Source organism: Desulfuromonas sp. (genome assembly GCF_002868845.1).
Classification (GTDB): Bacteria; Desulfobacterota; Desulfuromonadia; order Desulfuromonadales; family BM501; genus BM501.
Genome location: NZ_PKUB01000041.1, coordinates 130095 through 141961, shown reverse-complemented (window position 1 = coordinate 141961; position 11867 = coordinate 130095). Strand labels below are relative to the sequence as shown.

Sequence of the window (11867 nt, the reverse complement as noted above, 5' to 3'; positions counted from 1 at the left end):
TGACGTTTTTATTCAGCCACCCTTTGGCCCTAACGGTTTTCGGGGCCGGAAAAGGGCGCGGGGCCGGTCACCCGCGAGGTGGCGCCCTTGCGAGGCGTCTTTTTCGGTGCCGGTTTTTCGCTTTCCTCTTCGGGGTCGCCGGCCACTAGCAGGTCCTCAATGTTGCAGTTCAGAACCGTGACCAGCCCGTCCAGCACCTCGGTGTTGATCCTCTTCGGCCGCTGGCTGACGATCCGCGAGAGCTGGGTGGTCGAGATTTCGACGCCGACCTCCTGCAGCATTCGGTGCAGGTCGGTGATCCGTTTGATCCGGCGTTCCGCCATCAGGATGTGCAGTCGCCAGTCGAGGTATTTGCGTGGAGCGGTTTCTGCCATTAGGTCCTCCTAGTAGTGATGCTGCTGTCGCTGGGGGTTGTTGACACGATGGGCGATCTCGTTTTGGACCGCACGGTCACCGACGTGGGTGTAGCCTTGGGTTGTGCTGGCAAATGCGTGCCCAGCCATCCGCCGGGTCGCTTCTAGGCTTAGTCCCGTATCTTGAGCATGGCTGATCTGTGAGTGGCGCAGGCAGTGCGGGGTGAAGCCGAGGCCATCCAGCCCCGAGAGCGTCACGGCCTCCTGAAAACGGTTGTCCAGGCTGGAACGGGTCAGACGCGTACCCCGTTCGCTGAGGAACAGCGCCTTTTCGTTGGGGGCGGCGTGCTTGAGCAGTCGGGGACGGATTTCTTCTATATACCAGCACAGAGTTTCCGCCACCCATTCGTACATGATCTGGACGGTGCGGAACTTGGGTCCGGTTCCACGGCTTCCCTTACCGGTGACCCGGGTGAATCCGAACCGGCCAAGTTGCGGCAGGTCGGAATTGGGATAGAAATCCTCAAGGTCGAGGTTGCAGGCTTCCGACGCTCGCAAGCCCAGCCCGTAGACCAAGCTGAACAGCGCTTTGTCGCGCTGAAGCGGAATGAGAGCTTTGCTGGTGAACCGCCAGGCCAGGTCGATACCTTCAGCGATACCGTCGAGGAGATGTTTGACTTGCTCTTCGGTGAGGGCCGGTTTTTTGCGGGCCAGCTCGCGGTCGAGCTTGTGCTGGATCATGTTGTCCCTATGGCAGATCTGGCGCGGAGCCACGCCACACAGTTCCTTGACTTTGTTGCGCAGACCCTGGTTGTTGACAAGGTAGTCGAGAAAGATCTTCACCGCGCTCTGGTATTTGCGCTGGGTGGAGACGGCCAGTTTGCGGTTCACCCCGATCTCATTGCACCAGGCCTCGAAATCCGAATCACCCCAGTGCCACGGCGACATCTGTGAGTGGTTGATGAAGTCCCGGACCACCGCCAACTCTCCTTCGACACTCTTCTTATTGTATCGCCGGGCACCGATCCGCCGGGCTTTATAGCCTTCAATGATCTCATTTAGCAGCGCCGTATCTTCGGCGGGCAGTGTGAAGTTGCCTTCGGTGTGGGGAGCCAGTTTCAGGTGGTGGGGATGGGTCATGGGGTCTCCTTTCCGGTCGAGGGCCGCCGATCTGGAAAGTCGAGTAATCGGCAACTCTAAGTGAATCAAAAACGCATTTAGTGGGACAGAAGTGCATTTAATGAATGTGGCCGGAATTATATGACACTTCGCGCTGGTGTCAACCGTTAAATGCATTTCTTGTTTTTAGGGTGGTTCAATCGGCTGAAATGACTGTGTTTTTTGGTGCTCTAGGTACGCAAAATCTGCTGTCACTTTTGACATTTAATGCCCCTTTCCCGCATTTAACGCCCCTGACGCAAGGCGGTTTTACGCCGATACGCCTGCGAAAACAGTCGGTTACGCCCTCTGGGGCCTTCTGGGGGTATTATTAGGAAGTTTTGGGGGATTAAAAAACAGCTGGCAACTCGTCGAGAAAGAGGACCCCGTTGTGGGCCGCGACAGCATTGTCTTGCCGCTGCCCGGCGGGCCGACCATCATCACGTTGTGGCCGCCGGCCGCGGCGACCTCGAGGGCCCGCTTGACGTGCTCCTGGCCCCGGACCTCGGCGAAGTCCTCGGGCGCGGCGGCGGCCCGGGCGAAGATCTCGCCGCTGTCGACCCGGCAGGGGGCGAGTTCCCGCTCGCCGTTGAGGAAGTCGACGACCTCCCCCAGGTCACGCACCCCGTAGACGGGGAGCCCCTCGACGATGCCCCCTTCCCGGGCGTTTTCTTCGGGGAGGACGAGGCCGGCGAGGTTCCACCCCCGCGCCGCCACCGCCACCGGCAGGGCGCCGCGCACCGGCTTGACCCGCCCGTCGAGGGAGAGCTCTCCCATGAAGAGGTAGGGGCGCTCGGACTGCCCCTTGACGACCCCCGTCGCTCGAAGCAGGCCGATCGCCATCGGCAGGTCGAAGGCGGCCCCGTCCTTGCGCACGTCGGCCGGGGCGAGGTTGATGGTGATGCGCCGCGACGGGAACTCGTAGCCCGAGTTCTTGATCGCAGACTTGACCCGGTCCTTGCTCTCCTTGACCGCCCCCTCGGGCAGGCCGACGGTGGCGAACTGGGGCAGGCCCATGGCGATGTCCACCTCCACCTCGACGGGGTAGGCGTCGATCCCGATCAGGGCCCCGGATAGTACCTTGGCCAGCATGGTCCCTCCTGATAAAATTAAACCAGCCCAATCTTTACCAGACTTTCACCCCCGAAGGCAAGCCCCATCGGTTTCGGGGCACCGGGCCCATGCGTCGGTGTGCCTTGAAAGAATCGGGAATGTCGAAAAAATTTGATCCGGCGGGGCGTTCAGGGGGTCCGGGTGCGGCGGGCGTAGGCCTTCACCTGGCTGGCGAAGGTCTCGATGCGCAGCGAGCGGGAAGCGGTGAATGAGCCGTCGAAGTTGGCGTCGAGGACCGGCTTGGTAATTTCGGGGTCGTGCAGCAGGGTGGAGGCGACCTTGCCCGGCATGCAGCCGAAGGGCCCGATGTGGACCATGCCGTGCAGGGCGGGGCTGTGCTGGACCTCCCGGGCCAGGCCCCAGGAGAGGATGAGTTCCCCCTTGATGTGCTCGGTCACTTTGGGGCGGGCGGCCTCGACCGTCGCAGAAACCGGCGGGTCGGGCAGCCAGCCGGGGAGGGCTTGGAAGGGGGACTCCAGCCTGGCCAGGCGCCGGGGCAGCCAGCGGTGGCGGACCCGGTCGGCGAGGTGGCGGGGGTCGAGAAGGCGGCCGAGCCCGCGCTGCTGGCCTCCCCCGGTCCGCCACCTCCAGAGGGCGTCGTGGTTGAGGTAGCGCAGCCACTCGTTGATCGGCGCCAGGTAGGTGCGGATGCCGTGCTCCTCCAGGCGTTCGATCAGGAACTCGTTGATGAAGGGCTCGCTGCGCACGTAGATCTCCCCGAACATGCCGACGTTGGCGATCTCCCTCTCTCGGACCGGGTCCCGTTCCAGGGCCGCGAAACGCCGGGCGCACCGGTCCATGAGCGTCTCTACCGCCTTCTGCTGGGCGCGCAGGAAGCCCCAGCCGCCCCCGGGGCGCTCCAGCAGGGAGAGGAGCTCGTCCATGGCCTCGCGGTAGAGAGCGTTGGCCGTCTCCGGCTCCCGGGCCAGGGGGCGCACCGTGCGCAGGGCTTTCTGCAGGGTGTCGATGGCGCAGATCCCCTCGTATGCGAGAAGGATGCCGAGGACCGCGTCCCGGCGGTCGCGGAAGATGTCGGCGTAGTGGTTTTTCACCCCCGAGCAGAGCATGCCGGCGGGCAGGCCGAGCTCGGCGAAGACCTTCCGGTATCCGGCGTTGTACTGCCCGAAGCGGCAGGGCCCGGTTGCGAAGGGGTCGAAGAAGACGACGTCCTCCGGCCGCCTCTCGCCCTCCAGGACGAACTCTTCGCCGGGCCGGAGCTGGCAGCGCTTCTGCTGCTCGGTCAGGAACAGGAGCTTGTCGCCGAGGGTGGCCTGGTAGGGGACGCACTCCTGCCCCGAGCTGTGGCGCTTGCCGAGGGCCAGGCTCCGGGCGGTGGTGCGCGGCAGGACGACCGCATCCAGGCCCCGGGCGCGGAAGATCGCCGCCAGGGCGAAAACCGTGTCGCCCATGTGGCAGAAGGCGAGCACCTTGCCCCGGCGCAGTTGGCGGCCCGAGACCTCGACCCTCGGAGCGGCCGGTGGCGGGCAGGCCCGCGGGGAGGGGATCGTCTGCCGGTGATTGCGCCAGGCGTCGAAGAAGGCCTCGATGCGCGTGACGAGGCCGGCGTCGGCGCTGTGCTCGTCGAGTTCCAGTTCCAGGTAGGGGCGTTCCCCCATGAGATATCGGACTTCCTTGCGGATGAAGGAGTCGGGGCCGCAGCCGAAGTTGGTGATCCAGACCGGGATCAGCCCCGGGTGCTCGGCGGCGTAGCGAAAGGCCGAGAGGATCCGCTCGCCGTTCTTCCAGTACATGTCGGCCGTCCCCGGAGCGAGGGGCAGCTCTTCGAGGGGGAGCAGGTCCATCGGTACCGCCCGCGGGCCGAGGCGCTCGAGCTTGGCGAAGAGGTCGAGGCAGAGGCCGGGATCGCAGCTGTTGTAGGGGCGGCCGATGACGAGGAAGGCGGGGCGCTCCGGGCTGGCTTCGGCGAGGGCCTTCCGGCCCAGTTCCACGCTCCGGACCCGGTTCATGGTCACTTCTTCGAGGCCATTTTTCAGGGCCTTGAGCACCCGGGAGCGGGGCAGGCCGAGGCTTGCGGTGAGCTCTCCGGCGAGGGCTTCGAGGCCGCCGTCAGGGCGGCGGAAGTCGCACACCGGGGCGAGGAGTCTGACCCCGAGGGACTCCAGGTCGAAGGCCTGGCCGGCGGCGATCGGCAGGCTCTGGGTCCAGAGGCAGGCGTAGGGAATGGCCTCGGGGTTGCGCCGGGGGTAGGAGACGAGGTGGGGGATGAAGAGGATATCGGGGCGGGTGCCGGATTCAAGGAGTTCGTGCACCGCTCCGTGGGCGGCGCGGACCGGCGAGCAGTAGTCGGAAAGGGCGGTCGCGGCGCCCCGGCCGACGGTCGCCTTGGTGGTCGGGCCGGAGAGGACGACCTCGAAGCCGAGTTCGGTGAAGAGGGTGGCCCAGAGGGGGAAGTACTCGCCCCAGCTCGACATGGCCCGGGGGATTCCGACCCGGAGACCGTTGGGCTTTCGGGGGGCGAGAGGGCGGTCGAAGAGGAGGCGGTTGCGGAGTTCGAGGAGGGTGTCGCCCTTGGGGGCCCGGTCGCGGCCGAGATTCAGCTCGTCGCAGCGGTCCCCGTAAAAGATCTGGCGGAGCCTCTGCACCGGTTCGCCGCCGGTCCCGGGAACGCTCTCGGTGACCTCCACCACCTGAAGCTCGCAGCTGTTGGGGCAGGCGGTGCAGGTGCGCTCGGCGAAGCGGTAGGGTTTGGCGACGGCGTCGAGCAGCCCGCCGAAGGGGGTCCGGCAGGCCGGGTCGGCAGTTCGCAGACGGGTCAGCTCGTCCTTGGCCAGGCAGGCGGCGCCCACCGCCCCGGTGACCTCGTGGTGGGGGGTCACCCGCACCGGCCGGCCGAGGATCTTCTGGAAGGCGAGAACCACCGCCCGGTTGAATGCGGTCCCCCCCTGGAAGAAGATGTTCCCCTCCAGGGGACGTCCCTCGACGACCCGGTTGAGGTAGTTGTTGGCCACCGAGTAGGCGAGTCCCGCCACCAGGTTCTCCCGGCGTTCGCCGGCGCCTCCCAGGTTGTCCATCACCGAGTCGATGAAGACCGTGCAGCGGTCGCCCAGGTCGGCGGGGTGGGGGGCCGCGAGGGCCTGGGCGGCGAATTCCCCCTGCAGGTCGATGGCGAGCTTTTCGCACTGCTCCTCGAGGAAGGAGCCGCAGCCGGCGGCGCAGACCTTGTTCATGACGTAGTCGCGCACCCCCCCCCGGGAGTCGAGGCGGATGTACTTTGAGTCCTGGCCGCCGATCTCGAAGATGGTTCCCACCGATTCCCCGGTTCCCCGAAAGAGGCGTACCGCGCCGACGGCCTGGGCGGTGATCTCGTTGCGGACGCTGTCGGCCTGCAGGAAGTGGCCGGCGACGAAGCGGCCCGATCCGGTGGAGCCGACGCCGACGATCTCGACCCGCTCCTCGACGGCAGCGGCCCGCTCGGCGAGGCTCCCCGAGGCTCCGAGCCGAGCGGCCAGCGCCTCGGTCAGCGCCCCCAGGCACCTTTTCAGGGCCTCGATAGGCCTGCCCGCGGTGGGGCCGTAGTCCTTGGCGAGCACCTCTTCGCTCTCTTCGGCGATCAGCGCCACCTTGGTGCTCACCGAGCCGATGTCGATGCACAGGTAGGCCCGCACCCGGGGGCCGTCGGGGGGGAGGGGAGCGAGTCGTGGGGTGCCCGGTCCTTCGGTCGCCGCGTAGTCGTCGGCCAGCCGGGGCCAGACCGGGGGCCTGCTCTCTCCCCCGGGACGGTGATCGAGGTCGGCGGGGTCGAAGGGGTCCGCCTCGGCGAGCAGGGCCGCGCCGATGGCCCCGGCGGCGTAGGCGAGGTCGTGGCAGAAAATACGCTCGGCGGGGAGGTCCAGCTGGCTGGCCAGGCTCTGGCGCATGGTGGGGTTGAGGGCCAGGCCTCCCTGGAAGGAGAGGGTTCCTGTGAAATCCTTCAGGCGGCTCTGGATGACCGTCGCCTGGATGTTGCCCGCCATCGCTTCGTGGAGGCCGCCGACGATGGCTTCCATCGGCACCGCCTTTTGCTGCTGGTGGATCATGTCCGACTTGGCTAACACCGAGCAGCGCCCGGAGATGGGGACGGTGCGGCCGGAGCGGATGGCCTCCAGGCCGAGGGTCGGGAAGTGCCGGGACGGGTCCGAGGGGTCGTCGGTCTCCAGCAGCAGGCGCTTGGCCTGCACGTCGAGGAAGCTGCCGGCCCCGGCGGCGCACTCGGGGTTCATGGCGAAGTCGGTCGTGCGTCTCTCGGCGTCGATCCTGAAAAACTTGATTTCAGCGCCGCCGCCGTCGAGCACCGCGCCGACCTCCGGGTTCAACGCCCGGGCGCCGGCGGCGTGGGCCTCGACCTCCGGGACCCGGACCGTGGAGTGCCACGCGCGGTGCAGGGCTTGGCCGGTGCTCCCGGTCACCGCTACGGTCCGGACCCGGTATCGCTCCAGCAGGTAGCGCAGCAGCTCCCGGGCCACCTCGGCGTAGCGGTTATGGTGGCGCCGGTAGGGAAGGACCTCGAGCCGCTCCCGGGTAACGGCATCGATCACGGCGACCTTCACCCCCGTCGATCCTGCATCGAGTCCGATGACCGCTTCCGGTTTGTCCGCTCCCTCCATGAGCCGTGTCCCCCGCGTTGTGGCAGTAAATAATTTCGCAGTTTATCACAAAAAAGAAACAATAATACCGGTGATTTAGAAAGAGGCGATCTTCCAGAGGACTATTTTTTCCGGCACGCCCAGGAAAAATATTCAAGGACTGTTATACTGCAAAAGTTACATGTTTTTAACCACCTTTTTCCCAGGAGAGTTGCAATGAAAGATGACAACAGGATTGTCCTCGTTGCTGACGATCATGAGACTTTTGTAATGTATATATCGATTCTGCTGCGTCGCATGGGGTTCACGGTGATTCCCGCCGAGAACGGCAAGGCCGCTCTCGAGTTTCTCGACATGGTGGTCCCCGACCTGGTGCTGCTCGACATCAACATGCCGGTCATGGGCGGCCTGGAGACCCTCGATGCGATCCGCTGCCAGGAGCGCTTCGCCGATTTGCCGGTGGTCATTATCACCGCCTATTCGAAGCAGTTGACCTTCGAGGAGTGCCGCAAGCGGGGCGGCTTCGATTTCATGACCAAGCCCCTCAGTCTTCTCGATCTCAACCGGGTCGTACAGCGCTGTCTCGACCACGAACGGACCAAGGTCAGAAGGAATCTGCGCTGCTCCTTCCAGAAAAAGGTCGAACTGCGCCATGGCGAGCAAACCAGGGACTATTTCGCACTGACCCTTTCCGAGGGAGGCGTCTATCTGCGCACCATGAATCCCCTGCCGGTCGGCACCGAGGTGGACCTGACCCTGTCCCTGAAAAAAGGCCAGAGGCTTTCCGTGAAGGGGAGGGTCCTCTACCATGTGGGCATCTTCAGCGACATCTGTCGCGTCGACCCCGGCATGGCGGTGGAATTCCAGGCGCTTGAACCGAACCAGGAGGCGGCCCTCCGGGCCTGCATCCTGGAACTGCTGGCGGGGGACCTGCTCGAGGAACAGCAGGAGCAGGTCCTGACCCTGAACGGTCCGGGCAGAAGGCCGGTGGAGGCGGTCTGGGACCTGGTGGGGAAGGAAGGGGAGGAGCGGGGGCGGCCTACTCCTCCATGAGGTATTTTTCGGCCATGATGGCGGCGACGGCGCCATCGCCAACCGCCGTGGCGATCTGCTTGAGGATCTTCTTGCGGACGTCCCCGGCGGCGAAGACTCCCGGCATGGAGGTGCGGCACTCGGCGTCGGTGAGGATGTGGCCGTCCGGGTCGAGCTGAAGGATGTCGGCGAGGAACTGGGCCTTGGGGGTGACGCCGATGGCGACGAACAGACCGTGCAGTTCCAGGGAGCGCCTCTCTTCGCTGACCGTGTCCCGCACTACCGCCGCCGTCATGCCGGAGGTGTCGCCCTCGACCCGTTCGACGGACGAATTCCAGAGCACTTCGATCTTTTCGTTGGCAAAGAGCCGATCCTGGAGGATCTTGGTGGCGCGCAGTTCGCCCCGTCGGTGGATCAGGTAGACCTTGCTCGCGAAGCGGGTCAGGAAAAGGGCCTCCTCGACCGCCGTATCCCCCCCCCCGACGATAGCCACAGGCACCTCGCGGAAAAAGGCGCCGTCGCAGGTGGCGCAGTAGGAGACCCCTCGCCCGGTGAATTTCTCTTCGCCGGGAACCCCGAGCTTGCGCGGTTCGGCTCCGGTGGTGATGATGACGGCCCGGGTCCGCACCTCGCGGCCGTCGATCACCACGATCTTTTCCTTGCCCCGCTCCAGGAGGTTCTGCACCTCGCCCGTTTCAACTTCTAGGCCGAATTCCTGGCAGTGTTCCTGAAAGCGGGTCATCAGGTCGGGTCCGTCGATCCCTCCCGGAAAGCCCGGATAGTTCTCCACCTTGGTGGTCGTCATGACTTGCCCACCCATGATCATCCGCTCTACGAGCAGGGACCTGAGCTTGGCGCGCGAGGTATAAAGGCCGGCGGTGAGCCCCGCGGGGCCCCCTCCGATGATGACAACGTCGTAGACTTCCTGGTTCATGCACATCTCCAGAGTGGAATTTTCCTACAGTCCTATCAGCGACTGCGCGCTTCCCGCTGCGGGCAGGTGGGTGGGGTCTGCCCCCGCCCCCCCTTTTATCGGGTAACATTAAGTGGGAATTATATTTCGCAGAACCATACCACAGGGTCCGCAAAAAGTGAACCGGGCAGTCGAGGGGACACGCACCGGACAAGGCCCTTGCTTTCGGTCACTCCTGGGACTAAAATGCGACAGCGGAGGGCCGGGAAGGAGCGTGGAAGATGGGTGAGGCGCGACATCTGGACAGCAGTATCAGCCGTGGTTTCGCCTTCGCCATCGTCCTGACCGCGGTCACCCTCGTGACCGAACTGGTTGGCGGATTCTGGACCAATTCCCTGGCTCTGCTCTCCGACGCCGCTCACGTCTTCATGGACCTGTTCGCGCTGGTCCTCTCTCTCGTGGCGATCCGTCTGGCCACCCTGCCCGCCACAGACCGCCGCACCTACGGCTGGCACCGGGCCGAGATCTTTGCTTCCCTGATCAACGGCGGCACCCTGATACTCATCGCTTTCGGCATCCTTCACGAGGCCTGGGGTCGATTCCAGAGCCCGGAGGCGGTCAAGAGCAAGGAAATGTTCGTCATCGCCACGATCGGCCTGGTGATGAACCTGGTGGCCGCCGGCCGGCTTCACGGCCATGCCCACGACGACCTCAACGTGCGAAGTGCCTTTCTCCATGTCTTGGGGGATGCCATCGCCTCGGTGGGGGTCATCATCGGCGGCCTGATCATGCTTTTCACCGGCTGGTTCGTGATCGATGCCCTGATTTCAGCAGGCATCGCCCTGATCATCGTGTGGGGAGGGGTCCGGGTTGTCCGGGAGGCCGCCCACATTCTGCTTGAGGGAGTGCCGCCCGGGGTGGAGGTCTCCGAGGTGGTGGAGAGGATGCGCGCGGTCGAGGGGGTCAGCGACGTTCACCATCTGCACGTCTGGTCGATTTGCTCCCACATTTCAGCTCTTTCGGCGCATATCGATCTTGAGCCCGGTTACCGGTTGCGGCAGGGGGAGGTCACCGGCGTGATCGAGGAGATGCTGGAGCATGATTACCACATCACCCACACCACCCTGCAGGCCGAGTGTTCCCGCTGCATGACCGAGCCGCTGATCCAGCAGCTCGAGCACCGCCCCCGGCGTTCGAGCCTTTGTTCCCACGGTCACCGCGGGCATGACCACCATCATTGAGCAGCCTCCTCCTTCTTTGGGGGGGCCGGCTTCGGGAAAGAAGATAGACCATGAAAAGCCTGCTCCGGTTTGTTCTTTGGACGGTGCTGTTCTTCGCCCTGTTGCTGGGGGCGGATCAGCTTTTGACCCGGGTTCCCCTGAGTCCGCCCGTTCTCAATGAGGCGCAGAGGTTTTATCGGGATTTTCGCATCCGCCTGATCGGCCTGGGTTGCCGCGGTGGAGAGACTGTGGAGGGGGTCATCGAGGGGAACGCGGGGCAGGTCGGCGACTCCCCCGCGGCAACCTCGGGAGAGGGAACGCCCCGCTATTTCTACCTGGATCGGGAAGGGGCTCTGCGGTTTGTCGACGACCTGAAGGACGTTCCTCCCGAATATCGCGGTGAGGCGCAGGTGCTGGTCCGCTGAGAGTCGAAAGCTTTCCGGGGCCTTCTCCGAGCTTCGCAGGAAAACCCTTTTCGGCTTTTCTCGAGGAAGCCTAAGAAAAACCGGTCCGGAAGATCTCTGTCGGTTGTCTGAAAAAGGGAGGGACGGCCTCCGGTGTCTCAGGGCAGGGAACCGTAGATCTCGGGACGGCGGTCTTTAAAGCAGGGTATCTGAAAGCGGTAGTTGGCCATCTCCTCGAAATCGAACTGGGCGCTCAGTTCGGCGTCGGTCTCCCCGGCCTCGGCGAGCACCTCCCCCCGGGGCGAGATGAGAAGGCTCATGCCGAAGAAGTCAAGCTTGCCCTGGACGCCGCAGCAGTTGGCCGCGGCGACGAAGACCTGGTTTTCGATGGCTCGGGCGCGAAGCAGGGTACGCCAGTGCTCCTGGCGGGGCTTGGGCCACTCGGCGGGGAGGCAGAGGATTTCTGCACCCTCGAGAGCCATTTTGCGGAAGAGTTCGGGAAAGCGCAGGTCGTAGCAGATAGCGACCCCGAGGCGGCCGACGGAGGTCGGCACGACCAGAGTCCGGTCGCCACCGGTGAGAAAACGATCCTCTCCCATGGTCGAGAAGAGGTGGAGTTTGCGGTAGCTTCCGGCCACCGTCCCCTGGTCGATGACATAGGCGGTGTTGTGGAGCGTGTCCCCTGCCTTTTCGGGAAGGCTGCCGACGATGACCATTCCGAGTTCGGCGGTAATCTCCTGCAGTGCGGCGATCACTCGCGGGGTTTGTTCGGCCAAAGTCGAAAGGTGTTTGTAGGCGTAGCCGCAGCTCCACATCTCCGGCAGCACGGCAAGAAGGGCGCCCTCCCCATGGACCCTGCGGATTCTGGACAGGGCCTTTGCGAGGTTGGCGTCTACGTCGCCGAGGGTGATGTTGAACTGCACGGCCGAGGCGCAAAGCTTCCGGTTCATTCCTGTCTCCCAAGTATAATAAAATAGTGTTATAAAAAATAGAGAGGATTGTTCGGCCCCTGATCAAGGGGGCATTATAGATTAGCCCGCTCTCCGGGGCAAGCCCCTTGCAACCGGCGCTTTCCCTTGACACCGCCGGGG

General features: G+C 64.6%; 9 protein-coding genes. 3 read left to right on the top strand and 6 right to left on the bottom strand.

Features of this window, described 5'->3' with window-relative positions; genetic code table 11:
• Positions 1-29: 29 nt before the first annotated feature.
• The 4 genes from C0617_RS12375 to C0617_RS12360 all read right to left on the bottom strand — a co-directional run bounded on the left by C0617_RS12375 (position 30) and on the right by C0617_RS12360 (position 7228).
• Positions 30-374, bottom strand: coding sequence for a helix-turn-helix transcriptional regulator (locus tag C0617_RS12375; protein ID WP_291317341.1), 345 nt, complete (start codon positions 372-374; stop codon positions 30-32).
• A 9-nt stretch (positions 375-383) separates the two neighbouring features.
• Positions 384-1493, bottom strand: coding sequence for a tyrosine-type recombinase/integrase (locus tag C0617_RS12370; protein WP_291317340.1), 1110 nt, complete (start codon positions 1491-1493; stop codon positions 384-386).
• A gap of 318 nt (positions 1494-1811) precedes the next feature.
• Complete coding sequence (locus C0617_RS12365) at positions 1812-2603, bottom strand: magnesium chelatase domain-containing protein (RefSeq protein ID WP_291317339.1); 792 nt, start codon at positions 2601-2603, stop codon at positions 1812-1814.
• 149 nt (positions 2604-2752) lie between these two features.
• The gene (locus C0617_RS12360) at positions 2753-7228 is read right to left on the bottom strand and encodes a BadF/BadG/BcrA/BcrD ATPase family protein (RefSeq protein ID WP_291317338.1); all 4476 of its coding nucleotides are present in this window, start codon (positions 7226-7228) and stop codon (positions 2753-2755) included.
• A 195-nt stretch (positions 7229-7423) separates the two neighbouring features.
• Between C0617_RS12360 and C0617_RS12355 the strand changes: the two genes are divergently transcribed.
• Entirely contained in the window at positions 7424-8260 is an 837-nt protein-coding gene (locus C0617_RS12355) for a response regulator (RefSeq protein ID WP_291317337.1), read from the top strand.
• Here C0617_RS12355 and trxB read toward each other — a convergent pair.
• A complete protein-coding gene (gene trxB, locus C0617_RS12350) occupies positions 8247-9173 on the bottom strand; it encodes a thioredoxin-disulfide reductase (protein WP_291317336.1) in 927 nt (308 codons plus the stop codon). The two genes, C0617_RS12355 and trxB, sit on opposite strands and share 14 nt — an antisense overlap.
• A gap of 260 nt (positions 9174-9433) precedes the next feature.
• Here trxB and C0617_RS12345 point away from each other — a divergent pair, with 260 nt between their 5' ends.
• Entirely contained in the window at positions 9434-10393 is a 960-nt protein-coding gene (locus C0617_RS12345; RefSeq protein WP_291317335.1) for a cation diffusion facilitator family transporter, read from the top strand.
• 50 nt (positions 10394-10443) lie between these two features.
• Entirely contained in the window at positions 10444-10797 is a 354-nt protein-coding gene (locus C0617_RS12340) for a hypothetical protein (protein ID WP_291317334.1), read from the top strand.
• Positions 10798-10934: 137 nt separating this feature from the next.
• Here the strand turns inward: C0617_RS12340 and C0617_RS12335 are convergent, their stop codons facing one another.
• On the bottom strand, positions 10935-11726 hold the full coding sequence (locus tag C0617_RS12335) for a carbon-nitrogen family hydrolase (RefSeq protein ID WP_291317333.1): 792 nt from the start codon (positions 11724-11726) through the stop codon (positions 10935-10937).
• Positions 11727-11867: the final 141 nt, after the last annotated feature.

Excerpts from the sequence above, each read along its gene's own strand:
- trxB (WP_291317336.1), bottom strand. The coding sequence starts at position 9,173 with ATGAACCAGGAAGTCTACGACGTTGTCATCATCGGAGGGGGCCCCGCG.
- C0617_RS12360 (WP_291317338.1), bottom strand. The coding sequence starts at position 7,228 with ATGGAGGGAGCGGACAAACCGGAAGCGGTCATCGGACTCGATGCAGGA.
- C0617_RS12365 (WP_291317339.1), bottom strand. The coding sequence starts at position 2,603 with ATGCTGGCCAAGGTACTATCCGGGGCCCTGATCGGGATCGACGCCTAC.
- C0617_RS12335 (WP_291317333.1), bottom strand. The coding sequence starts at position 11,726 with ATGAACCGGAAGCTTTGCGCCTCGGCCGTGCAGTTCAACATCACCCTC.
- C0617_RS12340 (WP_291317334.1), top strand. The coding sequence starts at position 10,444 with ATGAAAAGCCTGCTCCGGTTTGTTCTTTGGACGGTGCTGTTCTTCGCC.
- C0617_RS12370 (WP_291317340.1), bottom strand. The coding sequence starts at position 1,493 with ATGACCCATCCCCACCACCTGAAACTGGCTCCCCACACCGAAGGCAAC.
- C0617_RS12375 (WP_291317341.1), bottom strand. The coding sequence starts at position 374 with ATGGCAGAAACCGCTCCACGCAAATACCTCGACTGGCGACTGCACATC.
- C0617_RS12355 (WP_291317337.1), top strand. The coding sequence starts at position 7,424 with ATGAAAGATGACAACAGGATTGTCCTCGTTGCTGACGATCATGAGACT.
- C0617_RS12345 (WP_291317335.1), top strand. The coding sequence starts at position 9,434 with ATGGGTGAGGCGCGACATCTGGACAGCAGTATCAGCCGTGGTTTCGCC.